Source organism: Colwellia sp. BRX8-7, from assembly GCF_014077275.1.
Lineage (GTDB): Bacteria > Pseudomonadota > Gammaproteobacteria > Enterobacterales > Alteromonadaceae > Colwellia_A.
On record NZ_JACGVP010000002.1, the window covers coordinates 243524 to 268781 of the forward strand.

20 protein-coding genes are annotated in these 25258 nt (G+C 38.3%); 4 read left to right on the forward strand and 16 right to left on the reverse strand.

The annotated features are described in order from the left end of the window. Window positions 1-115 precede the first annotated feature (115 nt). The 6 genes from greA to H4J57_RS03175 form a co-directional block, all read right to left on the reverse strand. Window positions 116-592: a transcription elongation factor GreA gene (gene greA, locus H4J57_RS03150; protein WP_070376488.1), complete on the reverse strand. Its 477-nt coding sequence runs from the start codon at window positions 590-592 to the stop codon at window positions 116-118. 118 nt (window positions 593-710) lie between these two features. Then, entirely contained in the window at window positions 711-3929 is a 3219-nt protein-coding gene (gene carB, locus H4J57_RS03155; protein WP_070376487.1) for a carbamoyl-phosphate synthase large subunit, read from the reverse strand. 31 nt (window positions 3930-3960) lie between these two features. Then, window positions 3961-5100 carry a glutamine-hydrolyzing carbamoyl-phosphate synthase small subunit gene (gene carA, locus H4J57_RS03160; RefSeq protein ID WP_182241928.1) on the reverse strand — a complete coding sequence of 380 codons (1140 nt, stop codon included), beginning with the start codon at window positions 5098-5100 and terminating at the stop codon, window positions 3961-3963. Window positions 5101-5367: 267 nt separating this feature from the next. Beyond that, window positions 5368-6171 (reverse strand): 4-hydroxy-tetrahydrodipicolinate reductase, encoded by an 804-nt coding sequence (gene dapB, locus H4J57_RS03165; RefSeq protein WP_182216282.1) that lies wholly within the window; start codon window positions 6169-6171, stop codon window positions 5368-5370. 38 nt (window positions 6172-6209) lie between these two features. Then, the gene (locus tag H4J57_RS03170) at window positions 6210-6632 is read right to left on the reverse strand and encodes a hypothetical protein (protein ID WP_182222354.1); all 423 of its coding nucleotides are present in this window, start codon (window positions 6630-6632) and stop codon (window positions 6210-6212) included. A 143-nt stretch (window positions 6633-6775) separates the two neighbouring features. Continuing rightward, entirely contained in the window at window positions 6776-7399 is a 624-nt protein-coding gene (locus tag H4J57_RS03175) for an FKBP-type peptidyl-prolyl cis-trans isomerase (protein WP_182216286.1), read from the reverse strand. Window positions 7400-7619: 220 nt separating this feature from the next. Between H4J57_RS03175 and H4J57_RS03180 the strand changes: the two genes are divergently transcribed. Both H4J57_RS03180 and H4J57_RS03185 read left to right on the forward strand, forming a co-directional pair. Further along, window positions 7620-8939: a Na+/H+ antiporter NhaC family protein gene (locus H4J57_RS03180; RefSeq protein ID WP_182241929.1), complete on the forward strand. Its 1320-nt coding sequence runs from the start codon at window positions 7620-7622 to the stop codon at window positions 8937-8939. A gap of 47 nt (window positions 8940-8986) precedes the next feature. Continuing rightward, window positions 8987-9265 (forward strand): diguanylate cyclase domain-containing protein, encoded by a 279-nt coding sequence (locus tag H4J57_RS03185; protein ID WP_182222356.1) that lies wholly within the window; start codon window positions 8987-8989, stop codon window positions 9263-9265. A gap of 221 nt (window positions 9266-9486) precedes the next feature. Here the strand turns inward: H4J57_RS03185 and H4J57_RS03190 are convergent, their stop codons facing one another. After that, a complete protein-coding gene (locus H4J57_RS03190) occupies window positions 9487-9945 on the reverse strand; it encodes a Rap1a/Tai family immunity protein (protein WP_182216292.1) in 459 nt (152 codons plus the stop codon). A gap of 261 nt (window positions 9946-10206) precedes the next feature. On the opposite strand from H4J57_RS03190, the gene nhaR reads away from it, so the two are divergent. Then, entirely contained in the window at window positions 10207-11115 is a 909-nt protein-coding gene (nhaR, locus tag H4J57_RS03195) for a transcriptional activator NhaR (RefSeq protein ID WP_182216294.1), read from the forward strand. Between the two features lie 107 nt (window positions 11116-11222). Here the strand turns inward: nhaR and H4J57_RS03200 are convergent, their stop codons facing one another. The 6 genes from H4J57_RS03200 to H4J57_RS03225 all read right to left on the reverse strand — a co-directional run bounded on the left by H4J57_RS03200 (window position 11223) and on the right by H4J57_RS03225 (window position 17852). Then, entirely contained in the window at window positions 11223-12419 is a 1197-nt protein-coding gene (locus tag H4J57_RS03200; protein ID WP_182222357.1) for a GAF domain-containing sensor histidine kinase, read from the reverse strand. A 251-nt stretch (window positions 12420-12670) separates the two neighbouring features. Further along, window positions 12671-13477, reverse strand: coding sequence for a M48 family metallopeptidase (locus H4J57_RS03205; RefSeq protein ID WP_310733599.1), 807 nt, complete (start codon window positions 13475-13477; stop codon window positions 12671-12673). A gap of 88 nt (window positions 13478-13565) precedes the next feature. Further along, window positions 13566-15047, reverse strand: a complete 1482-nt coding sequence (locus H4J57_RS03210) for a HAMP domain-containing sensor histidine kinase (RefSeq protein ID WP_182216297.1) — start codon at window positions 15045-15047, stop codon at window positions 13566-13568. Then, window positions 15044-15769 carry a response regulator transcription factor gene (locus tag H4J57_RS03215; protein WP_182216299.1) on the reverse strand — a complete coding sequence of 242 codons (726 nt, stop codon included), beginning with the start codon at window positions 15767-15769 and terminating at the stop codon, window positions 15044-15046. Before H4J57_RS03215 ends, H4J57_RS03210 begins: the two co-directional genes overlap by 4 nt. Before the next feature lie 374 nt (window positions 15770-16143). After that, on the reverse strand, window positions 16144-17004 hold the full coding sequence (locus H4J57_RS03220; RefSeq protein WP_182241930.1) for a spondin domain-containing protein: 861 nt from the start codon (window positions 17002-17004) through the stop codon (window positions 16144-16146). A 17-nt stretch (window positions 17005-17021) separates the two neighbouring features. Beyond that, window positions 17022-17852, reverse strand: a complete 831-nt coding sequence (locus H4J57_RS03225; protein ID WP_182241931.1) for a spondin domain-containing protein — start codon at window positions 17850-17852, stop codon at window positions 17022-17024. Between the two features lie 221 nt (window positions 17853-18073). Between H4J57_RS03225 and H4J57_RS03230 the strand changes: the two genes are divergently transcribed. Next, entirely contained in the window at window positions 18074-18436 is a 363-nt protein-coding gene (locus H4J57_RS03230; RefSeq protein ID WP_182175749.1) for a hypothetical protein, read from the forward strand. 60 nt (window positions 18437-18496) lie between these two features. On the opposite strand, the gene ligA is transcribed toward H4J57_RS03230, so the two are convergent. The 3 genes from ligA to smc form a co-directional block, all read right to left on the reverse strand. Continuing rightward, window positions 18497-20539: an NAD-dependent DNA ligase LigA gene (ligA, locus tag H4J57_RS03235; protein ID WP_182241932.1), complete on the reverse strand. Its 2043-nt coding sequence runs from the start codon at window positions 20537-20539 to the stop codon at window positions 18497-18499. Between the two features lie 74 nt (window positions 20540-20613). Beyond that, window positions 20614-21678: a cell division protein ZipA gene (gene zipA / locus H4J57_RS03240; RefSeq protein WP_182241933.1), complete on the reverse strand. Its 1065-nt coding sequence runs from the start codon at window positions 21676-21678 to the stop codon at window positions 20614-20616. A 57-nt stretch (window positions 21679-21735) separates the two neighbouring features. Next, the gene (gene smc / locus H4J57_RS03245; RefSeq protein ID WP_182241934.1) at window positions 21736-25236 is read right to left on the reverse strand and encodes a chromosome segregation protein SMC; all 3501 of its coding nucleotides are present in this window, start codon (window positions 25234-25236) and stop codon (window positions 21736-21738) included. Window positions 25237-25258 lie beyond the last annotated feature (22 nt).

Here is a 25258-nt window from a genome sequence, read left to right on the forward strand (position 1 = left end):
AACAACCTTAATATTTCGTGATTTAGGTACTAAAATAACAGGGCTTAACATAAAAAAGCCCATTATTTTCATAATGGGCTTGGTCTCTTGTAACTGGGTTTACTCTAGCTGTATATTAAATATATTCGACTGAAACAATCTCATATTCAACAACGCCACCAGGTATGGTGATTTCAACTTCAGAATCAACTTCTTTACCAATTAAACCACGGGCAATCGGTGAGTTTAATGAAATACGACCGGTTTTAAAGTCTGCTTCATCATCGCCAACAATTTTATAAGTGACTTCAACTTCGGTTTCAATGTTTAATAAGGTAACTGTTGTACCAAAAAGCACTTTGCCATGATTGGGTATCTTAGTGATATCGATAACTTGAGCATTACACAGTCGACCTTCAATATCTTGAATTCGGCCTTCACAAAAGCCCTGCTCTTCTTTAGCCGCATGGTATTCTGCATTTTCTTTTAAATCACCATGTTCACGGGCAACAGCGATATCTTTAACAATACGTGGGCGTTTTTCTGTTTTTAAAACTCTAAGCTCTTCTTTCAGCTGTTCAGCACCAAGAAGTGTCATTGGATATTTTGTCATTTCTCTCTTCTTTTTAAATGATAAAGGTGGCTTACTTAAAAAGTATAACCACCCTTATATAACAATTTTTTATAAAGCATTTATCTCATAATAAATAAATGCCTTACATACTTCAATATTAATTACATTGCTTATGCAATTCTTGTATTGATGTTACCGTATTTCTATCATCAGCTGCATGAGATTGGCATGTTGCAAATGCTGCGTTCAAAGTAGTCGTGTATGCCACTTTATAGCGCAATGCTCCTCCACGCAAGACTTTAGAATCTTCAATCGCTTTACGACCTTCTGTGGTGTTAATAATATAGCTATATTCACCATTTTTGATTCTATCAAGAATATGCGGACGACCTTCTTGTACCTTATTAACTAAGCGACATGGAATATTAGCTTCACCTAGGATAATCGCTGTGCCATGAGTAGCATCGACGTCATAACCTAAAGCGACCAACTGTTTCGCTAAATCAACCACACGTACTTTATCACTGTTACGAACAGAGATTAACGCACGACCTGATTTAGGCACAGATACACCGGCACCTAAACAAGCTTTTGCGTATGCTTCTTCAAATGTCTTGCCAACGCCCATCACTTCACCCGTAGAGCGCATTTCAGGACCAACCAAAGGATCACTACCATGAAACTTGTTAAACGGAATAACCACTTCTTTCACTGAAAAGTATGGAGGAATAATTTCTTTCGTTATCCCTTGTTCTCTTAGTGACTTGCCAGCCATGACACGTGCGCCAATTTTAGCTAGTGGCACAGATGTCGCTTTAGAAACAAACGGTATGGTACGTGCAGCACGAGGGTTTACTTCAATAATGTAAACTTCGTTATCTTTAACCGCCATTTGTGTGTTCATTAAGCCAATAACGCCTAACTCAAATGCTAAGTCGGTAACCTGCTTGCGCATAACATCTTGGACTTCTTGGCTTAAGCTATAAGCTGGCAATGAACATGCTGAGTCACCTGAGTGAACACCCGCTTGTTCAATGTGTTGCATAATACCGCCAACAACAACGTCAGTACCATCACAAACAACGTCGATATCGACTTCAATCGCATCATCAAGAAAATGGTCAAGCAAGACTGGTGAATCATTTGAAACACTAACAGCTTCTGTCATGTATCGACGTAAATCATCTAGGTCATAAACAATTTCCATCGCACGACCACCTAAAACATAAGATGGACGAACAACTAACGGAAAGCCAATACCTTCAGCTTTAGCCATTGCTTCTTCTAATGAAGTCACCGTCGCATTTTCTGGTTGTAATAAACCTAAGCGTTCAACGGCTTGTTGAAAACGTTCTCTATCTTCTGCTCTATCGATTGCATCAGGAGAGGTACCAATAATAGGCACTCCGGCTGCTTCTAAAGCACGCGCTAATTTAAGCGGTGTTTGACCACCGTATTGCACAATAACGCCTTTAGGTTTTTCGATACGAACAATTTCAAGCACATCTTCAAAAGTGATAGATTCAAAATATAAACGGTCTGATGTGTCGTAATCGGTTGAAACAGTTTCAGGGTTACAATTGACCATGATAGTTTCATAACCGTCTTCGCGTAATGCTAATGCCGCATGTACACAACAGTAATCAAATTCAATACCTTGACCGATACGGTTTGGGCCGCCACCTAAGATCATAATTGATTCTTTATCGGTTGGGTTTGCTTCACACTCTTCATCGTAGGTTGAATACATGTAAGCTGTATCTGAACTAAATTCAGCCGCACAGGTATCAACACGTTTGTATACCGGGAAAATATTAGCTTTATGACGTTTTTTACGCACTTCAGCTTCGGCTATACCAATTAAATCGGCAAGGCGAGAATCAGCAAAACCTTTACGTTTAAGTTTACGTAAATAGTCGGCGGTTAATATTTTTAAACCGCCGGCAGCAACTTTAGCTTCTTCTAAAACGATATCTTCGATTTGAATAAGGAACCAACGGTCGACCATAGTTAAGCGATAAATATCATCAACTGATAAACCTAAGCGAAACGCATCAGCGATATACCAAATACGGTCAGCGCCAGCTTCTTGAAGTTCGTGCATAATTTTAGTTTTAGCGCCCGGCTGAGTAACATCAACCATAGAGTCAAAACCATTTACGCCAACTTCTAAGCCACGTAACGCTTTTTGTAATGATTCTTGTTGGTTACGGCCAATGGCCATTACTTCGCCAACAGATTTCATTTGCGTGGTTAGACGGTCTTCACAGCCAGCAAATTTTTCAAAATTAAAACGTGGAATCTTAGTAACAACATAATCAATAGTCGGTTCAAATGACGCTGGAGTTGCGCCGCCGGTAATATCGTTAGTTAATTCGTCAAGCGTATAACCGACCGCTAATTTTGCAGCAATCTTAGCTATTGGGAAACCTGTTGCTTTTGAAGCAAGTGCTGATGAACGTGAAACACGTGGGTTCATCTCGATAATAACCATGCGGCCAGTGTTAGGACAAATACCAAACTGTACGTTAGATCCGCCTGTTTCTACGCCAATTTCACGTAAAACCGCAATCGATGCATTACGCATGATTTGGTATTCTTTATCAGTTAACGTCTGTGCTGGAGCAACCGTAATAGAATCACCGGTATGAATACCCATAGGGTCAAAGTTTTCAATCGAACAAATAATAATACAGTTATCATTTTTGTCGCGAACCACTTCCATCTCATACTCTTTCCAACCAATTAATGATTCATCAATCAATAATTCAGAGGTTGGCGAGAGATCTAATCCACGAGTACAAATTTCATGGAACTCTTCGCGGTTATAAGCGATACCACCACCGGTACCCCCCATAGTAAATGAAGGTCGAATGATACAAGGAAAGCCTAAGATTTTACTAGCGGCGTGCGCTTCTTCAATCGTATGAACAATTTCAGCATTTGGCGTATCTAAGCCGATTGCTTTCATAGCTTTATCGAAACGAGAACGATCTTCAGCTTTATCAATCGCATCAGCTGTTGCGCCGATCATTTCAACATTAAATTCTTTTAATACGCCTTTTGCTTCAAGTTCTAAAGCACAGTTTAAAGCGGTTTGCCCACCCATAGTCGGTAAAACCGCACAAGGACGTTCTTTTTCAATGATCTTGCGCACAACTTCCCAGTGAATAGGCTCAATGTAAGTTGCATCGGCCATTTCAGGGTCTGTCATGATAGTTGCAGGGTTTGAGTTAACTAAAATAACTCGGTAGCCTTCTTCACGAAGTGCTTTACAGGCTTGTGCGCCTGAATAATCGAATTCACATGCTTGACCAATAACAATTGGGCCAGCGCCTAAGATCAAGATACTTTTTAAATCGGTACGTTTTGGCATTTTTCAGTTCTCTCTATATCTTGTTTAAGGGCTAAGCTTTGGCTTCGTTCATTAAATCGATAAAATGATCAAATAATGGTGCCGCATCTGCAGGACCAGGACTTGCTTCAGGATGACCTTGAAAACTAAATGCAGGCTTATCGGTGCGATGTACACCTTGAATTGATTGGTCAAATAATGACACATGCGTTACTTTCAAATTCGCGGGCATTTTATTTTCATCAATCGCAAAACCATGGTTCTGCGCAGTTATCATCACGACATTACGTTCAAAGTCTTTCACGGGGTGATTGCCACCGTGATGACCAAATTTCATTTTAATGGTACCCGCTCCACTGGCTAAGCCAAGAAGTTGATGACCTAAACAAATACCAAAGATTGGCGTTTGTGTTTCTAAAAATGATTGAATAGCAGAAATCGCATAATCACAAGGCTCTGGATCGCCTGGGCCATTTGATAAGAATATGCCATCTGGATTCATTGCTAAAACATCAGCGGCTGGTGTTTGTGCTGGCACTACTGTTACCTTACAACCACGGTCTACTAACATACGCAAAATATTGCGTTTGGCACCAAAATCGTAAGCAACTACATGAAACTTCGAGTTTTCAGGGGTAATATGACCTTTTCCTAATTCCCAGCTACCTTCTGTCCATTGATATTGTTCTTTGGTTGAAACAACTTTGGCTAAATCCATGCCTTTAAGACCTGGAAATGCTTTTGCTTGAGCTAAAGCGTCTGTTTCTGCAGCCTCAGACATTGTATCTATGGTCATGATGCAACCGTTTTGAGCACCTTTCTCCCGAAGAATACGTGTTAGTTTACGCGTATCAATATCAGCAATACCTAAAACATTACGTGCCTTTAGGTAGTCGCTTAAATTCTGTTCATTTCGAAAATTACTCGCTAATAGCGGTAAGTCACGAATAACTAAACCTTTTGCCCAAATAGTGTTTGATTCTTCATCTTCACTGTTGGTACCTGTATTACCAATATGCGGGTAAGTTAGGGTAATAATTTGCTCTGCATATGATGGGTCGGTAAGAATTTCTTGGTAACCGGTCATTGAAGTATTGAATACTACTTCACCAACAGCCGCTCCGTCTGCACCAATAGCGGTGCCTTTAAATACAGTGCCGTCTTCAAGCACTAAAATGGCAGATTTAGTCAATTTAACCTCCGTAAAGAAGAAAGAAGCTTAACGATGCAACTAAAAAACATCATTAAGTACAAATTACGTGTCGGCTGTTTCCTAATGAAACACCCATAAAAAATGCCAAAAATTTCGTTATTACTAACAGAACTACTAAATTTTTGACAAAATCCACTTATTTTACGCTTGTATCACATGTTCGTCTAGCGATAATTGTAAAAACTAAGCGTTTAATTGAATATTCAGTTAAAACAGCCAAAAGTAACTGTTTTCTCTAAAAATAAATTACTTCAAGCCTAAAACATCTTGCATATCATAAAAACCATTATCTGCTTCACTTAACCAGAATGCGGCTCTCATAGCACCTAATGCGAAAGTCATTCTTGAACTTGCGCGATGGGTGATTTCTAACCGTTCACCAATATCAGCAAAAAAAGCGGTGTGCTCTCCAACGATATCTCCAGCTCTTACTGTCGCAAAACCTATGGTTTCTTTATCACGTTCTCCTGTGATACCTTCGCGACCATAAACAGCCACTTTATTTAAGTCTCTACCTAAAGTGTCTGCTATAACTTGCCCCATTTTTACTGCTGTACCTGATGGAGCATCTTTCTTAAATCTGTGGTGTGCTTCAAATATTTCTATATCAGTATAGTCACCAATTGCTTTTGCGGTAACTTCTAGTAGCTTAAACATTAAATTAACACCGACACTAGTATTTGGCGCTAAAATCACCGGCATAAGTTCGCCTGCTTTTTCAATAATACTCACTTGCTCGTCACTGAAGCCCGTGGTACCAATAACGAGAGCTTTATGATGTTGTTGACACCATTTTAGGTTGTCTAAAGTGGTTTGAATAGCCGTAAAGTCAATAAAAACATCAGCATCGAGTAAGTCGTTTAAGTTAGTTGCTGTTTTTTGGCCAATAGCACCAATACCGGCGAGTTCGCCTAAGTCAAAATTAACAAACGATGAAGACGCTCGAACCGTACCACCAACAAGTTCAATAGACTTATGCTCAACGGCTGCTTGAATTAAGTTACGGCCCATACGGCCGCTGCATCCTAAAATGGCTACTTTTACTTTCATTTTAATCTCTATAAAATTATTTTATCTACTAGATTACTTTAGCGTACTAACGCTAATGGCAATGCTAATTCAATACTATTGGATAAGTCGTGTGAAACCACACTCATTATTTTAAACTGCTCATCTATCTTAACTACATGGAAAAATGCGGTAAAATCAGCAAAAACTTGATCTTTGTCATCAAAGAAAGCCCAATCAACACATATATCGATAGACGAATTATCTGCATAATTATAACTTGCTGTAGTTGGTATTATCTTTCGGGTTTTTGCATGCGTTAAAACAGTAAAGATATCTTTAAACTCTTGATTGAAACTTTCACTATTCACTAAATAAGCAATTTTATCTGGGGTATGTAATGTACAAGGTAAATGATAACAAGCGCGGGCTGCCTCTAAATCACAATGTTCAAAGGCAGTAATATAATCTTTAAATAATTTGATCAGTGCTTGCTCTAACATACATCCCTACTTGATTGCTTTGTTATGGTTAATCACTATGGGTTTATATTTTATTATTTTAGCGTATTCGTCGTTCTTTGCCATCTATGACATCACGACATACAGGCATAAAAAAGCCCTCAACGGAGGGCTTTAAAAACTAATTAGCTAACAATTGCTAATAATTCAACGTCAAATACTAACGTTGAATAAGGTGGTATAGCACCTTGTGAGCCTTGCTCACCGTATGCCAAATGGTAAGGAACGTATAAACGCCACTTAGAACCTTCGGTCATTAACTGTAATGCTTCAGTCCAACCTGGGATAACACCACCAATTGGGAATTCAGCAGGTTGACCGCGATCTACAGAACTATCAAAAATGTCGCCATTGATGAAAGTACCATGATAATGAGTACGAACTGTGCTTGCTGCTGTTGGCTTTTCGCCATCGCCTGTTGCTAAAACTTCATATTGAAGGCCAGATTCAGTAACAGTTACTTCATCACGCTTAGCATTTTCAGCTAAGAATTTTTCGCCTTCAGCTGACATTTCTTTAGCTGCGGCTTGCTCTAACTCTTGCATTTTTTTAGAAACAACAGAAAACGCGGCATTTAAATCTTCGTCTGATACTTGGCTTGCTGAATTAGCAATAGCATCGGCCAAACCTGCTTGTACAGCAGATACGTCAAACTCTTTAAAAGGGTTATTACGTAATTGATCACCTAATTGACGACCTACGCCGTAACTTACACGTTGCTCAATTGTTTCAAATGTATTCTCTGACATGATATTCCTTATGTTTTCGCCGACACAGTTATTGTGTAAAAATGGCAATTAGATAAAAATTCGCGATAGGATAACATAAACAGCTACTGGTCTGTAGCTTGAACTTAAGACATTTGGTTATTTTATATAATTTCCGGTTATGGCTATGCTTTCGTTATTATTTTGCTATCGATTTAGTTTACGATAGACTAGCGTTAACTTAATGTTAAAGATAAATTTTATGAATAAAGATATCGTTATTTCTTCTCCAGAGAAGCGTTTACTTAGCCTGTTACCTTTTGGGGTTTTTCTTGGTTTATTTCTGGGCACCGGTATTGTCCTTACCCTACAAGGCGTTGAGTTTGCTTTTTATCAACTCCCCGCCAGCATCGCTATTATTCCAGCCATCTTAGTGGCTATATATTTAGGTAAAGACAGTATTAATGATCAAGTAAGCCAATTTATTTCTGGAGCTGGCCATGCAAACATTATTACTATGTGTGTTATTTATCTACTCGCCGGTGCTTTTGCAACAGTTGCCAAAACAACTGGGAGTGTTGATGCGAGCGTTCAGCTAGGTTTATCTTTTTTCCCTGATTACTTATTACTGCCAGGCTTATTTTTAGTTGCGGCTTTTATTGCTACCGCCATGGGTACTTCAATGGGCACCATCGCTGCGATTGCGCCGGTGGCATTAGGCTTTATAGAGTCTGCTGATTTAGACGCTTCAATTGTTGCTGGCTGTATTATTTCAGGCGCTATTTTTGGCGATAATTTATCAATAATATCTGACACCACCATAGCATCGACGCGCAGTCAGGGTGCGCACATGAAAGACAAATTTAAAGTCAATTTTAAATTTGCCGTACCTGCGGCAATTTTATGTCTCATTATTTATGCTTCAATGGGAATTAGTATTCTGCATGAACAAACCCAAGATATTAACGTACTTGGCTTATTACCCTATTTGGTCATACTAACGTTAGCGTTAATGGGTCTTAATGTGTTTGTCGTATTAATTGTTGGTATTATCCTCGCGGCTGCAATAGGCATGTACGACAATGGCTATCAATTATCGGCATGGGTCAGTGATATCAATGCTGGCTTTGCTAGTATGCAAGACATTTTCATTCTTTCGCTGTTTATTGGTGGTTTAAGCGAACTGATCAAACGCCAAGGAGGCTTAGCCGCGCTAACCCATGCAATTGAGCACTTTGCGCGAAAGCTCAACCCCAACAATAAAAAACGTGCCGCCGGTTTAGGTATCGCTTCGTTAGCATTTACTTGTAACTTTTTTACCGCAAATAATACCGTATCAATTATTGTTACTGGTGAAACAGCGAAAGAGTTAGCAGAAGATGGACAAGTCAGCCCAGCACACTCGGCAAGTTTATTAGATATTTACGCTTGTATTAACCAAGGTTTACTGCCTTATGGTGCGCAAGCTTTACTGCTAGGAGCAACCTTGAAAATATCACCTATTGAAGTGGTATCAAGTGCTTTTTATCCGATGATCTTGCTAGTTGTCGCCAGCATAGCTTTTTGGCGCATCACTAAGTAGCTTACCAATATTAGGCTTTCGTTACTCTATTCTAGATTCTTGCGTGATTGACTCGTTTAGGAGGTGATGAATTTACCATTATATTAAAAGACGTTGTTTGTATTAGTGAAATTAATGAGGTAACCGAGCGTATTTTAGCTAAAATGAACGAACCCTATATTATTGATAAGTTATCTTTATATTGCCACGCAAGTGTTGGAATGGCATGGAATAAAGATAAAACTAGCTCACCGGAATTACTGATGCAACAAGCTGATTCGGCTATGTACCAAGCGAAGGAAAAAGGTAAGCAGAGTTGTCATACTTTTAATTACACAACTCACTAAATATTAGCTAACTGCTAATATAACAGCCCTTTAAGCATTACGGGTTATTGAGCAATAATTCAAGTTTGTTGGCAACAATAAAAATGCCAAGTTAACGACATAGCGCTATCGGCACTAAACAACAGTAAATAAGACGTTATAACGTGATTATCGATAAGTGAAACACCAAAGTAGCGAAGTGCTCTACATGCCGCTAGACAGCGATTTATCTGCCTTGATGATCAACATGGAAATTCTGAAACTAACGCTTCAAATAATACCTCTTTCAAAGATTTCGTCTGTAAGTCATCTATTTTCATCGACTTGGCTACTTTAGAGACCACTTTCCTTCGGTCTTCTTCAAGAGGAATGCAAAACTCATGTTCACCGCCTTTCTCTGTCAATGATGACCTCGCTGTAACACGAGTATTGTAGGCTCTTTTGACAAAATCACTGACTGGCGCTCGAGGATTATCAATTAACGCCTCTGGTTTTACTACCGCACTTTCTGAAAGTAAAGATGAATCGATAAACCCATCGATATAAAGTTTGCATGGATTAATTTCACTACGGTCTATACCCTGTTGGTATGCTTTACACGATTTAATAATATCAGACTTAAAGTCGGCAAATACTGAGCCACTTGCTAATAAAAAACCAACGAAAATAAATTTAGCTATAAAATTTTTAGTGAACTTCATTGTTAAAATCCCTTAATTCAATTAATTTTCCAGATAACCACTCGTATTAATATTCTGCAAGTAATGGCAAAAACTACAATAATAGCCAACTTTAGTGCTTAACCATCCTAACCTAAGCAGTTTTATCTTTCTAGATATTTTACAATCCGAAAGTAAAACAATAAAAGCTGTTTGTTGTTACTTCTTTATTAGAAAAAAGTTGACAAAAAATCTAAGGATTATTATTTTTAATAGCTATAGGTAAATCATTAAGAGAACATTATGGCCAAACTAAACTATCACCACCTACAGTATTTTAATGCGATAGTAAAACATGGCAGTATTGCCCAAGCATCAAAAATTATTCATATAACTCCGCAAACGTTGAGTGCCCAACTCAGTACTTTTGAAGATCAATTAGGCTACCTGTTATTTGAACGAAAAGGGAAACGTTTAGTGCTGAACGAAATGGGACGCTTGACATATAGTTATAGCGAAGAAATCTTTAGTTTAGGAGACGAATTACTTTATTCACTTAAAAATCACTCAGCAGATTTTGCTTCCCGCTTTTCAATAGGTGTTACAGATGTGATAGCAAAAGTATTTTCTTTTCATTTCCTAAAGCAAATTTATACCATGGATAGTTCGATAAAATTAATCTGTAAGGAAACGAGTTTAGAGGTATTACTTGGAGAGTTGGCGATAAATAAATTAGACGCGATATTAACTGATACTCCCCTGCCTACGACTTCCCCGTTAAAGGCATATAGCCATGCTATCGGAAAAAGCGGTTTTAGCTTTTTTGCTCACCATAATTTGGCTGATAAATTACAGGCTAACTTTCCTTACTCACTCGATGGACAATCATTTTTCATTGCTGGTGAAGGTACAAATCAACGTTTAAGTGTACTTTCTTGGTTTAATCAATTGAGTATCTCGCCATTAATTATTGGAGAGTTTGATGATTCGATATTAACTAAGTATTTTGGTCAGGCGGGTTATGGTGTTTTTTGTGCCCCAACAATTATTGAAGATCACGTTATGGAACAGTTTAACGTGAGCATTATCGGAAAAACCAATGATATAACCGAACATTACTACTTGATCTCACCCGAACGTAAAGTCAAACATCCAGCGGTTCAACATTTATTAACCGAAGGCAAAAAACTATTTAAACAACCAATGGCTTAAACTTATTAAATAGTTAGCAAAATAAAGCCCCTAGATGGGGCCTGGGTAAACGTCTTTATTTTTCAATATTTATACTATGCTAAAGCCGTCATTCATTTAGTTAATTATTATTCAGCAGTTTTTGGAAAATTAAGGGTTAATTTAGCACCACCAGTATAGGTTTTATCTAGAGAGAGATAACCTTGCTGCTTGCGGGCAAAATCACCACATAAACTTAATCCTAAGCCATGACCTGATTCACCTTGAGTACCGCACTGACTAGCAACACAATCACTAAATAGTTGGTCTTGTATATTTTGAGGAACACCTTCACCAGTATCTGTTATAACCAGTTTAACCTGGCCATCACTAGATTTAGCTTCAATGTCGATACTGCCATGCTCTGGCGTATATTTAATGGCGTTTGCTAATAAATTACGAATAATAGTTTTTGTTAAATTAACGTCCGCCATCACAGTAGTATTTTCATTGATGTTGTGTTTAATACTGATTTTTTTTAAATTGAAACTTTCTGTCATCAAGTCGAGCGTTTCTATTAACAGTGGCTTTAACGCTATCGTTTTTAATTCCGCATGAACGGCGCCTAATTGATTACGCGACCATTGCAAAATTTCGTCTAGTAGCTGATAAAAAGTCAGTGACGACTCTAAAATTCCATCGGCCATTTCAGCAATAAGCTCAGGCTCAAGAGTGTCTGCATTTTCATGCAAAATTTTTGATAACCCTAAAATACCATTAAAAGGAGAGCGTAAATCATGAGACAAAATAGCAAATATTTTTTCTTGATCTGCTTGCATCCGCTCTAACTGACGGTTACGTAGTCTTAGTTCTAATTGGCTAACCACTTGTTTTGCTAAAGTGTTTAATGCTAATTGTTGTTTTTCATCCAGTTTATGGGGAACTGTATCAATAACACATAAGGTGCCGATAGGCATGCCGTTTGTACTGACCAGTGGTGCTCCCGCATAAAAACGAATATCTGGAGCACCTGTTACCAATGGATTATCGACAAAGCGTTCATCCGCTAAGGTATCAGGTACTTCAAAAACGTCATCTTGTAAAATAGCATGTGAACAAAAAGCGATATTCCTTGGCGTTTCCTGAGCATTAAGACCTACTCGAGATTTAAACCACTGGCGGTCTTTGTCGACAAGAGAGATGAGAGAAATAGAAGTACCACAAATGGCGCTAGCCAACTGAGTAAGTTCATCGAGCATCTTTTCATCTTCAGTGTCTAATACTTCGTATCTGAGTAATTCATCAATACGTTGTAATTCTTCGGGGTGCAGCTCAGCACTTATCATAATACGCAAATCCTTAGGTTGCATTAACTACGTTTATAGGAAAAACAGAAGATTACATTAAACTATATTCCAATGACCATAGCGTATTTTACCATGTTAAGTTCTGATATTTAACTGTTTAAACAAAAATCAATAACATTTGTAGCAGTGTTACTAAAGCCAGCCATCAATATAATTATAATACGTTTCTCAATTAGAGGTAAAAGAATCAATTACTGCTGTATTTGAGCGTAAAGACTCTATATAAGTCTTTAAATATTCTTTGGCTTTTTACAACTGGGTGCGTTACTGGCCTTATAATAAGCTTGGGATTTCGGCAAATGTTCTGTTAACTGAGTAATACGGGTTTCATTTGATGGATGTGTTGACATAAATTCTGGTGGTGAACCATTTGAAAGTTTAGCCATGTTCTGCCACAAACTAATAGCTGCCGATGGTTCAAATCCTGATTTTGCCATTAAGTCTTGCCCAACTATATCAGCTTCACTTTCATGGGTACGTCCATAGGGCATTAATATACCGTATTGTAACCCTAAGCCTAAACCAGACATCCACAAGTTGCGGTTTTCAACATTTCCAACTGATAGGGCCGTATCGACAACAGCCATACCTGTTTGAGAAATTTTACTAGATGACATCCTCTCATTAGAGTGACTTTCAATAACATGCCCTACTTCATGACCAATAATTGCCCCAAGTTGATTTTGATTTTCGGCAACTTTTAAAATACCCGTATAAACGCCAATTTTCCCGCCGGGTAAAGCGAATGCATTGACTTGTTCAGAGTCAAAAACAACAACTTCCCACTCTCCTTTATGAGCAGATTTAGGCACGTTTTTAGTGATGGCTTTCGCGACACATTGTACGTAATTATTTACTGCAATATCGGTACTGATTTTTTCTTTTTCTTTCATTTGTTCAAACGAACTGGCACCCATTTTATTGAGATCTGAACTTGAGAAAAGCGTTATTTGATTACGTCCAGTCGAAGATTTTGCACAGCTTGCTAAAACGATAAGCGCAGCAAGTGTTAATAAGAGGGTAGCTTTGTTATTCACGATATTTCCTTAGGTGAAATTTTTTAAATGAAATCCTAATAGGTATTCTAAGGAATGTTGCCAAACAATTCGACTGTTAAAATTCAATTTATAACGAAACTTTACTTAAATTAATAGAAAATGTTGTCCCTTCGCCTAACGTACTCGTTACTTTTATATCAGATTTTAATAATTCCAATAGTTTTTTAGTGATAGCAAGCCCAAGTCCAGTATGCTTCTGCTTGTCTTGCACTGCATTACTTGCACGATAACGCGTATCAAAAATATAGGGCAGCTCATCTTCTTTAATACCTGTGCCCGTATCCGTAATATTTAATTGACAGTGGTTTTTATCCACCTCAGAAATAGATAAGGTGATTTTTCCTAACTCAGCAGTATGACGAATAGCATTTTCTAGTAAATTACTTAATACCCGCTCTAATTTTCCAATATCACTATGAACTTGGGTGTAAGAACACTCAGGTACGATATTAATTTCTATATGCTTTGCTGAGGTTTGCAAACTAAATTTAGCAACAACATCATATAAAAGTTCAGCTAAATTAAACGCTTCAAGATTCAAAGAAACTTGACCACTTTCAAGATGGGCTAACTCAAATATTTGATCAATAAGCCCTTTCAATTGTTGAGCGTTTTTCAATGCTATTTCGATATATTTTTGTCGTTGTTCTTTAGTGACCTGATCATTTTTTAATTCAAGGGTTTCAATATAACCTTGCAGAGACGACAGTGGTGTTCGTAAATCATGAGATATATCAGCCAACAGCTCTCGTCGATGCTCATCATTTTTTTGTAACATGCCAAACTGTTGATTAATTTGTTTAACCATTTGCTCAAACGCTTCGCCCAGTTGGTGTACTTCATTACGACTGTTAGGCATCCATTTAGCGAGATTCACTTTACTTTTGTCAAAACCAACAGCTCTTAGTGCTTTAATATCTCTACTCAAGCGTCTTAATGGGCGAGTAAAATAAGCAAATATTCCTAACATTACTACAAAAAAGAATAGCATAGCACCAAACATTGCCAGAATAGAAAGTTCGGCTTGCCTGCTTGGCTGCAATCGCTTAAAAGCAGATTCATAACGTTCTCCTGTAACAATGACATATAAGTAACCTTGCAAACTACTGCCATTAAAAACAGGCGCGGCAGAAAATATTTTTTTACGAGAAATGTGTTGCGGATCATCGCCATAAATAGGTAACGCAGCTTGATTTTGTGTTAGTTGAATAAGTGGGAGTAAATCAATTTTTGTACGTTTAATTAATGTTGGAGTAATCGAATGGGTTATAATTTTACCTGCGGGGTCAACAAAATAAAATTCAAAGGCGGGGCCTAAAACCATTAAGGTATGAAATAAATTTTTCAACGCTTGGTGATCATAAACACCTTGTTGTAATAATGGGTTGTCTCTGGCTAGATTAGCCGCTAAAGATAAGTGTAAATTTTGCTCTGATTCATATCTTGTTTTTTGCTCAAGCTGTTGCGCCCAAATATAAAAAACACTAATAATTGCAATAAATACCACCAATAAAGAAAGAGACAAACGGTGATATAAAGACAGTTTCATGCGGCAACACCTTTTTTATTAAATTTATAACCCACCCCCCAAACTGTTTGCACAATTTCAGGTTTAGTGGCATTTCTTTCAACTTTGTTACGTAAGCGATTGATATGAGAATTTACAGTATGCTCATAACCGCTATGGTGGTATCCCCAGACATTACTAAGTAGCTGTTCTCGAGAAAACACTTGCTCAGGATGAGAAGCCAAAAATAAGAGTAAGTCAAATTCAGTGGAGGTTAGCTCTAGTTCTTTTCCAGCCAATAGCGTTCGATGAGTGGTATTATTAATTTGCAATTCACCTATTGTTAAATGCTGTTCTGGTTGCTGTTGTTGTGAGTGTTGTTGCTCTCTCTGAGCCGCTAAGTGTAAACGTCGCAGCTGACTTCTTACCCTAGCTTGTAATTCACGCACACTAAAAGGCTTACTCATATAATCGTCTGCGCCCAATTCAAGCCCTAATACACGATCAATTTCACTATCACGAGAGGTTATCATTAAGATCACTTGTTCTGGTTTTTGTTCACGTAGTTGTCGGCAAACATCTAAACCTGAAATTCCTGGTAGCATCACATCCAGTAAAACGAGAGCATAGTTATTATCAACAAGTTTCTGCAACGCTAGCTCTCCGGTTAAGCAGTGTTCAACCGTTAATGACAGTTCTTGTAAATTTAAAATCATTAAATCTGCAATATCTTGATCATCTTCAACCACTAAAATAGTGTCCATGCTTTGCTCCGTTTTATTCTATTTATTATTAAGAATTACAGCACAAAGAAAAAAATATCATCAACTATTGATTGAATATACTTTATGGGACAATTTTAATGCTCATCAATATTATTAGGTAGCCAAGCAGGAGTTATAAACTTCATCGATTCAAGTTAAGCTATTATTAAGCTAACTCTCCATCGATACACCTAAGCCAATACCAACAACATCAATATGTTCTGCATTATTTTTCTTTATGCCTGAGCATAAGAACTTGCTCGGGCATAAATACTTTCGATACATTTATTATTTTATTTTTTATCAACTCTTTGACTTTATTATCTATCACTAGCAATGTAGAAATAGCGACGCCTGTAAGGACGCCAGCCAATTTATCGAGTTCGAGTTACTATGATACGTGACGTTGGATTATCCCAGCGATCCGCTTCTGTTAATACCGACGTGCTTAAACCTTCCTTACTCTCATCATTAGCATTGGCATTAGTGACAACACCGCGATGGAAATGAACTAAGTCAAAAAGATCATCACGTGCTGCATCAAAACCAGCACTTGCTCCACCGCCACCTGCAGCACCTGCTGCTGGACCAGGCATAGTCGTTGCCGTTTCAGTATTAGCTTCAGTGCCAGAGTCCCATGTAGGAGCCATAAAGCTCATTGATTGTCCGACGGTCATATTACTTATGTCTGCCGCATTAAGACCGGTAAACGCATCATTAGTGTCAACTAACATTGTTGTGAAACTAAGTCTTAAATCATCTACGTCAAGTAATGGAACAACGAGTGTCGACATTGTACCAACAGAGCGAGGTCCCGTTGCACCATCTGTAGTGGTAGCATCTAAATACTGCGTTGCAGCTAAAGCTTCAGCAAGAAGTTCAGTAGGGTCACCACCTTCAGCGAGCTGCTCTAAACCAAGGCTGGCGGCTTCACCATCGATAAAGGCATGGTAGCCAGGTTCATGTAGAATAATCGCCGCAGGTGAAAATGGCTGACTGTAGGTTAAATTAGTTAACTGAACAGTGAAAACAGCTAGATTACCATTAGTACCATTAGTACCATCAGCACCGTTAGCACCGTTAGTACCGTTAGTACCATCAGTTCCATCAACACCCGCAGTACCGGCAGCACCGGCTTGACCAGCTGTACCATTACTTCCATCATCACCGCCACAACCCGTAGCTAATACAGCAATAAGAGGCAATAACACTAAACTTATTTTATTAATATTCATGTTCTATTCTCCCTAAATTAAGATGCTGGGATAGTAATGGTTACTCGGGCAACAGGGTTCAACCAACGATGCTCTGTCGATTGCAAATCACTTGCTCCATCGGTAAGACTGGTATCGCCTAGAATATTTCTATGAATATGTACGGGACCATCGGTACCATCAACAACTTCATTAACACCAATTGCACTACCATCTTCAGCAAAACCAACTTTTACTGCAACACCTGTTCCGCCAACACCTAATGGCACTGGAGAAGCACCTGCACCTGCAACACCTGGAACACCGTAACCACCAAGTGCAGCACCACCTTGTTCAACAATATCAGTACGCATACTGTTTAATTCATCATTTAATTCTGTACCTGCATCATATGCGTGCAACATATAAGTATAAGTACCTGGCGTAGTTGGAATTTTAATACTGTCTAAGCCAACAAATGCATCATTCGTTGGGATCAACATAGATAAAATTGAAAGATAAGGCTTATCCATCGTATCAAAGGCATAACTTAAAGACGTTGATGGCGCGACTAAACCACCAAAACGGTGCCATGTATTCGTTGTATTATCGGTATCTGTAGGCCCTAAAAGTGCTTCAAAGTTTTGACCTTCTGATGCGGCATTTTGCGCATCATCAATGACACCCGCTTCTGCAAGCCATGCTAATGCTGATGTAGCTTCAACACCGGGTTCAAAAGCATCAACAGAATTATCATGGGCTATAACTAAGCGTGGCGTAAAATGTTGTGCATGGGTGAGGTTAGTAATTTGAATATCAATGGTTTGTGCCATTAATGCTGAACTTGAACAAGCTAATGCGATAGCTGATGCGACTTTAAAAAATTTCATAACTTTCCTTTGATGACTAAATGATTTCACATTCAGTATGCGCAGCAAATATTACGAAGGTTTCACGAAGTTATCACGAATTCATCACAAGAATTAATTATAAAAGTAATGAAATTTATTTAGAGAAAGAGGTTCTATGTATTGATAATATTTATTAAATCTTGCAAGTCCCGCAGCAAGCGTGACAAAATTATTAATCATTATCATTTTTTAGAATTTATATGAAATATCGGTTAACACCAGCACTATTCAATAATATCGCCATTACTTGTTCTTCATATCGCTGGAAACTATTAGCGTGGAGCGGTTTCTCGTTTGCACTATTTTTTATGTTAAGTAAGCAAATTGAACAAAGCACCCCTATTGTCTTGGTGTGGTTCGCTATATTTATTTTATTTGCGGCTTTACAGACCTTAGTGGTAGCAAGTTTTATTTTCTTCTTTGTGACTTTACAATCAAATAAACAAGAAAATAAACCGTGGCGAAAGTTTTATTCAACAATCGAATGGTGTGAGGCCATTATTTTTACCGTTATATTACCTTTACCTATGCTTTTGTTTGTATACGCACTGATCGTTATTTAACCGGTTATTTATTGTTTAACCGGCTATTTATTATTTAACACCTAGGGATCAGTAATAACCTTATTTATGTTTTGCAAGTAAGGTTACCAGCTCATCTTCGGTCAATATATCTACCCCTAGGTCTTGCGCTTTAGTTAGCTTTGACCCAGCCTTTTCACCAGCGACCAAAAAGTCAGTTTTTACTGAGATACTGCCTGAGACTTTAGCGCCCAGTGCTTGTAATTCTGCTTTAGCTTCGTTGCGCCCCATTTGTGTCAAGGTGCCTGTTAAGACAAATGTTTTATCTTTCAAGGGCTGTTGTTCTGCAGATTTCACTTCAATATCTGACCACGACATTATGCTTTCAAGCTCACTGACCACTTCAATGTTATGGTCTTGCTGAAAAAATTGTATAATATTCTTAGCAACAACCGCCCCAACATCAGGCACTTTTTGCAAAGTATCTTCATTCGCTACTTTGATTGCAGGGAAGTTAAGAAAATAATTGGCTAAATTGGTTGCCGTGGTTTCACCTACTTCGCGAATACCGAGTGCATAAATAAATTTAGGCAATGTAGTACTTCTTGCTTTTACTAGACCTGAAATTAAATTATCTGCCGATTTTTTACCCATACGAGCCATGGTACTCACGTCTAGTTCTGTTAACTTAAATAAGTCAGCAGGGGTTTTAATCAAATTTTCGTCGACTAATTGCTCAACTAATTTATCGCCTAAACCATCTATATCGAGGGCTTTTCGTGACGAAAAATGTTTAATTGCTTCTTTACGTTGTGCGCCACAATATAAGCCCCCCGTGCAACGTAACACGGCTTCGCCTTCAGCCTTAACCACAGCAGAATCACATACTGGGCAAGTTGTCGGAAAAACGATGTCACGATAATTTTCAGGGCGCTTTTGTAATTGAACACTGACAATTTGTGGAATGACATCACCCGCTCTTCTTATCGTAACAAAATCATTAATTTTGATACCTAAACGCTCAATCTCATCCTGATTATGTAAGGTCGCATTGCTGACGGTTACACCACCAACAAAAATAGGATTTAAACGCGCAACCGGAGTAATCGCCCCTGTTCGGCCAACTTGAAAATCAACATCAAGTAATTGTGTTGTCTCTTCCTGTGCCGGAAATTTATAAGCGGTTGCCCAGCGCGGCGCTCGAGCAACAAAGCCTAATTTTTTTTGCAGGGCTATATCATCAACTTTAAAAACCGTGCCATCTATTTCATAGCTTAAATTGTCACGTTCTTGCATGATATATTGATAAAAACTGGCGACTTCTGACGAATCACTCAGCAACTTAACTTCTGGGCACATAGGTAAACCCAATGTTTTTAACTGACAAAGACGTTGATAGTGTGAATTTTCTAACCACTCTTCACCTAATGTTTGACTTGATGCTTGTTCAACATAACCAATACCATAGACATAAAAAGCTAAGTTGCGTTTAGCGGCTATTTTTGAGTCTAATTGGCGTAAACTACCTGCAGCTGCATTTCTTGGGTTTGCGAAAATCTTTTCCCCTTTTTTTAGCGCACTAGCATTTAACGCATTAAAGCTGGCTTTGGGCATAAAAACTTCGCCGCGAACCTCTAATATGTCAGGGTAGTTATCACCGGTTAATTTTAAAGGTATCGATTTGATCGTGCGAACATTTACCGTGATATTTTCACCAACAGCGCCATCCCCGCGCGTAGCTGCTTGTACTAAAACACCATTTTCGTAGCGTAAACTCACCGCTAAACCATCAAGTTTTGGCTCAGCACAGTATTTAATAGTTTCTTTAGAAAGCAAACGGTCTTTTACACGCTTAGCAAAAGCTTGCCATTCATCGCCAGAAAACACGTTATCAAGCGATAACATCGGTACTTGGTGTGTCACTTGACTGAAAGATTTTAACGCTTGCCCACCGACTTTTTGACTCGGTGAATCAAGTAATTTTAATTCTGGCTCTGCTGTTTCAATTGAAATAAGTTCTCGCATTAAGCGATCATATTCTGCATCAGGAACACTGGGTTCATCTAGGTCGTAATATTGATGATTTAATTGATTGATAAGTTGATGAAGCTCTTGTACTCGAGTCGCATTAGCAGGTGATGACATAAGAATGAATTACTTTTGAAAGAGTTTAAATTACAGGTTAATCAATTAATTAACCTGTCAGAGTTTGCTTAGTTTTAAGATGAGGCGATTAAATTTCTTCGCGTAAATTCGCGAATTTTACCCACATAATGTTGTTCTGTTTGTTTGGTCATAACATTACGTTTGTCATCTAATAATTGACCATTAAATTCTAAAGCGAGTTGCTTTGCTGCGTTGAGCATTTGCTCAAAGACAACGGAAGCATCACCCGCATTAGGTAACATCATAAAAAGGCTAATACCTTGTGTAGTAAAGCTTTCCATATTGTCGAGGTCAAATGTTCCTGGTTTCATGATGTTTGCTAAACTAAAGGTAACTTTACCATTTCCAGCATTATCTTGATGGCGGTGAAAGATGTTCATCTCTCCGTATTTCATACCCAAGGTTAATAATGTCGGTAAAAGTGCGGCACCTGACATTTGCTGTTTTTCAGGCATAACCACTGAAATAACCAGTACTTCGGGTTCAACTTCCACTTTTTTATGCTGAGGGATTATCGATTCTTTTTTGGCCGCGCTTTTACTTTCCTTGCTTTCACTGCCAAAATTTATCTCTATTTGGTCTCGCTTAACAGGCGCTTTTTCAGTAAAACGCGCCGACGTTTTCAATGGTTGTTTAGCTGATGTTATCGGTGTTTGATAGACAGGTGTTTCAATTCTCTCAATAACAGCGGCTTCTTTGGCGGTAACCGAGCCAAATAATGATGCATCATGAACACGTAAATCAGCACTGTTGTTATCTTTTTTAGCAGAAGTCTCATCAAAAGAAGACATGTCCCCCAAACTTGGTTCATCATCTTCGGCACTAAATTCGCGATATGATGTAGCTTGTTCTTCATATTCAGCTGTCGATGGCATAGGCATCTCTTCATCATATGATTGAGCACCAAGTGAGTTTTCAACAACTCTTGGTTTACTAACACCATCTTGATCAAAGCCTGAGCCATCAAAACCTCGGTTATTAGGCTCAACTTTTTCAGCTTTTGCTTTAAGCTTATAAGGGTTTTTATTTTTTCTTATGGTCCAAAAACCATGAACAAATATTGCCGTGATAACCACAGCACTGATAACAATCAATGCAGTTCTGAAATTATATTCCATCGGATAGCCTTTTATTATTCTATTTTCAGCTTTGTTTAGCTTTGCTTAATTTTGTACTTATTCTAATTCAGCCATAGCGATTGCTTCATCAATATCTACAGCTACCATTTTTGATACGCCCGGTTCAAACATAGTAACACCGGTTAACTGACTCGCCATTTCCATCGCTATTTTATTATGGCTGATATAAATAAACTGTACAGTTTGCGACATCTCTCGCACCAAGTTACAAAAACGACTAACGTTAGCATCATCAAGAGGCGCATCGACTTCATCAAGCATACAAAATGGTGCAGGATTTAACCTAAAAATTGCAAACACTAATGATAATGCGGTCAGCGCTTTTTCGCCACCAGATAATAAGTGAATAGTGCTATTTTTTTTACCTGGCGGTCTAGCCATAATAGTAACACCCGTTTCAAGCATATCATCATCTGTTAAGGCTAAATAGGCACTACCACCACCAAAAACCTTAGGAAATAATGCTTTAAGATCACTATCAATTTTTTCAAAGGTATTTTTAAATTTGTGACGGCTTTCTTTATCTATCTTAGCAATAGCTAATTCTAACGTATTAATCGCTTGGGTTAAATCTTCATCTTGTTGATCAAGATAGGTCTTTCGCTCAAATTGTATTTGATATTCATTAATAGCTGCAAGATTTATTGCCCCTAAACGATTAATATCTTTACCTAAGTTAACAATATGAGCCTGCCATAAAGGCTCTTTCGCTTGATCTGGCATAGCAGTTTGCACCGCCAATAAATTCTGTTGCATTTCATTAAGTTGCTCGAGTGCCGCATCAGCACGTAAACGATAACTTTCTGCGGTTAAATGAACAGCATTAATTTGCTCTTTCTTACTATTAATATTTCTAGTTAGTTGCTGAACTTTTAATTCTGCATCACTAATCAGTGTCTTAGAGTCTGTTGTATCATGCTGTATCTTTGCTATTTTTCCATCAAGTTCCGCAACGTCTATTAACCATGCTTGTAACTTTTGCTCATCAACTTGCAACGGCGATGCACACTCTTCAACGATTTCTTGATGCATGCGTTGTTGTTTGGTGAGTTGTTGAATACTTTCTTGCGCACGAACTAAGGATAATTGGCCTTGAGTTTGCTCATGATTCAATTTTTCAATCATTAACGCTTGCTGATGTTTTTGTTGATGGAACCTTTGGCTACTTTCTTGACTGTCTTGAATTTTTCTTTGTAAACTCTCTTGTGCACTGCTGATATGCATAAGCTGTTCGGCATCATGCTTTGGTAATTTTGTAAGCGCATCTTCTTGTACTGATAATAATTTTTTGTTTTGGCTCAGTAAACTTTCTAGCGTTGTTAGCTCTTGTTGATAAAGGGTACTTTGTTTATCGCGTTGCTCTGCCGCTTGTTTAGCCAAAGCAATTTTTTGCTGTAAAGCCTGAACTTGATAAGTAGATTGTTCGATTGCCGTTTTAAGTGCCTTAGCGTCACTAACAAATTGTTCTTTGCTTTTTATCAGCTGACTTTCTTTATCTTGGCATTCTTGAATACTGAGTGTTAATTCAGTCACTTTTTCTGAGGTCTGGCTGATATTATCCGTTAACTGTAGCAAGGCATCAAAATTTTCAGCGCTTCCTTTTCGCAGAAAATATCGACTTAACCAAGTACCATCTTTACAAATAACTGACTGGTGATCAGCGAGCGTTAACATTATCTGTTGCGCTTGTTGGTAATCTTGGGCAATAAAAATATTATTTAGCAAGGCCGTTATTGCCGGTAAACCTTTAACTTGTTCGGCCAATGTGCCGGTTATTGCTTTCACTGAACGAGTCGCGCTAGTCTTGTTTATTTGTTGATCAAGCACTAAAAATAGTGGTTCAATGGTGACTTCTGTGGGGAAATATTCAACCAACTCGCCTTGTAACCAATGATGTAGCACTAATTCGACACTTGCCTGCCAGGCTGTTTCTACGGTTAATAATTGAAAAACAGCGCCAAGAACTTTTTGCCCGCGCACACTTAACCATTCTTTTTGCTTAATGCGCCAACCTGCTTGTTGATTTTGTTGTGTCAGTAACTGCTGTAAATAAAGCTTTAATGCTGCTATTTCACCACTGTACTGTGCTTGCTGCTTCGAGGCTAGGCTGATTTGGGTAACGAGTACGAGTTGGTTTGATTCATTATCTTTATATTGTTTTAGTAAAGATTGCTGGTGTTTTTCTTGCTTAAGTAGCTTATTTCCAAGCTCAGCAGTACTCTCGACATTTTCGCTGAAGCTCTCTTTGGTTAAATTCGCTAATAAATGTGTTAATGATTGTTGGCGCTGCTGCTGCTGACTTATCTGCTCGCTTAACTGAGAGATTCGCTGATTAACACTCAACTGTTGATCATTTGTATCTTGATGTTGGCGTTGTAAAGCTTGCCATTGCTGATGCTCATTTCGCTGCTGTTCAATATAGCCTTCTAACTGAATTTGACTCTCAAGCAGTTGCTGCTCTATAAGTTCAAGTTCAGGTACGTGTTCGGTAATTTTTAAAGTGCTTTTTTGGAGCTGTTCTTGCTCGGCTAGCACCAATTGTTGCGCATTAATCAGCTGTTGCTGGGTAACACTGTTATCGTGTTGGGCTTTCTGTTTTTGTTGCTTTAAATGTTTGATGTTTTGTTCTGCACGAGCAATATCATTACTTAATAGTAATTTTTGTTGATGTAGCTCACCGCTAGACTCTCCGCCTATGGTCACTTTTTGTTTAGCATCAAACAACTGGATATCGATTTTTTTCTGTTCAACAATCAAAGCTTCTATTTCTGTTTGATATTGACTTACTTGTTGTTTTTGCTCTTTAGCTTGCTGATCAAATTTTTGCCATTTTAAAACAGTCAACTCAGCTCTATATTTACGCTCTCTAGTTTTTAACGTTTTAAAACGCTTAGCGGCTTCTGCCTGTTGATGCAGTTTGTCGATTTGTAAACCAAGCTCTACACGTATATCGTTTAAACGTTCAAGGTTTTCTCGCGTATGTCTGATTCTATTTTCAGTGTCTCTGCGGCGTTCTTTATATTTAGAAATACCCGCGGCTTCTTCAATAAAAACTCGTAACTCTTGCGGCTTAGATTCAATAAGTTTTGAGATAGTACCTTGCTCAATAATCGCATAACTGCGAGGACCAAGACCGGTACCCAGGAAAATATCGGTGATATCTCGACGGCGGCATTTACTACCGTTTAAATAATATGTATTTTGGCTATCTCGATTTATAACGCGTCGAATAGAAACTTGATTACGATCGGCCATATTGCCTTGTATGCGACCATCAATATTATCGAATAACAATTCAACAGATGCTTGTCCGACCGGCTTGCGTGTTGCTGCGCCATTAAAAATCACATCGGTCATGGCATCACCACGCAAATTTTTCGCTGAACTTTCACCAAGTACCCAACGAACAGCGTCAATGATATTCGATTTTCCACAACCGTTTGGCCCAACAATAGCTGTCATTCTTTGTTCAAATGGCACTTTAGTCGGGTCAACAAATGATTTAAAACCAGCAAGTTTTATATGCTTTAAACGCATAAAACACAGAAACCTTTTATTG

Coding starts and splice junctions, on each gene's coding strand:
- greA (WP_070376488.1), bottom strand. CDS start 592: ATGACAAAATATCCAATGACACTTCTTGGTGCTGAACAGCTGAAAGAA.
- carB (WP_070376487.1), bottom strand. CDS start 3,929: ATGCCAAAACGTACCGATTTAAAAAGTATCTTGATCTTAGGCGCTGGC.
- dapB (WP_182216282.1), bottom strand. CDS start 6,171: ATGAAAGTAAAAGTAGCCATTTTAGGATGCAGCGGCCGTATGGGCCGT.
- H4J57_RS03170 (WP_182222354.1), bottom strand. CDS start 6,632: ATGTTAGAGCAAGCACTGATCAAATTATTTAAAGATTATATTACTGCC.
- H4J57_RS03175 (WP_182216286.1), bottom strand. CDS start 7,399: ATGTCAGAGAATACATTTGAAACAATTGAGCAACGTGTAAGTTACGGC.
- H4J57_RS03180 (WP_182241929.1), top strand. CDS start 7,620: ATGAATAAAGATATCGTTATTTCTTCTCCAGAGAAGCGTTTACTTAGC.
- H4J57_RS03190 (WP_182216292.1), bottom strand. CDS start 9,945: ATGAAGTTCACTAAAAATTTTATAGCTAAATTTATTTTCGTTGGTTTT.
- nhaR (WP_182216294.1), top strand. CDS start 10,207: ATGGCCAAACTAAACTATCACCACCTACAGTATTTTAATGCGATAGTA.
- H4J57_RS03200 (WP_182222357.1), bottom strand. CDS start 12,419: ATGATAAGTGCTGAGCTGCACCCCGAAGAATTACAACGTATTGATGAA.
- H4J57_RS03210 (WP_182216297.1), bottom strand. CDS start 15,047: ATGAAACTGTCTTTATATCACCGTTTGTCTCTTTCTTTATTGGTGGTA.
- H4J57_RS03215 (WP_182216299.1), bottom strand. CDS start 15,769: ATGGACACTATTTTAGTGGTTGAAGATGATCAAGATATTGCAGATTTA.
- H4J57_RS03220 (WP_182241930.1), bottom strand. CDS start 17,004: ATGAATATTAATAAAATAAGTTTAGTGTTATTGCCTCTTATTGCTGTA.
- H4J57_RS03225 (WP_182241931.1), bottom strand. CDS start 17,852: ATGAAATTTTTTAAAGTCGCATCAGCTATCGCATTAGCTTGTTCAAGT.
- H4J57_RS03230 (WP_182175749.1), top strand. CDS start 18,074: ATGAAATATCGGTTAACACCAGCACTATTCAATAATATCGCCATTACT.
- ligA (WP_182241932.1), bottom strand. CDS start 20,539: ATGTCATCACCTGCTAATGCGACTCGAGTACAAGAGCTTCATCAACTT.
- zipA (WP_182241933.1), bottom strand. CDS start 21,678: ATGGAATATAATTTCAGAACTGCATTGATTGTTATCAGTGCTGTGGTT.
- smc (WP_182241934.1), bottom strand. CDS start 25,236: ATGCGTTTAAAGCATATAAAACTTGCTGGTTTTAAATCATTTGTTGAC.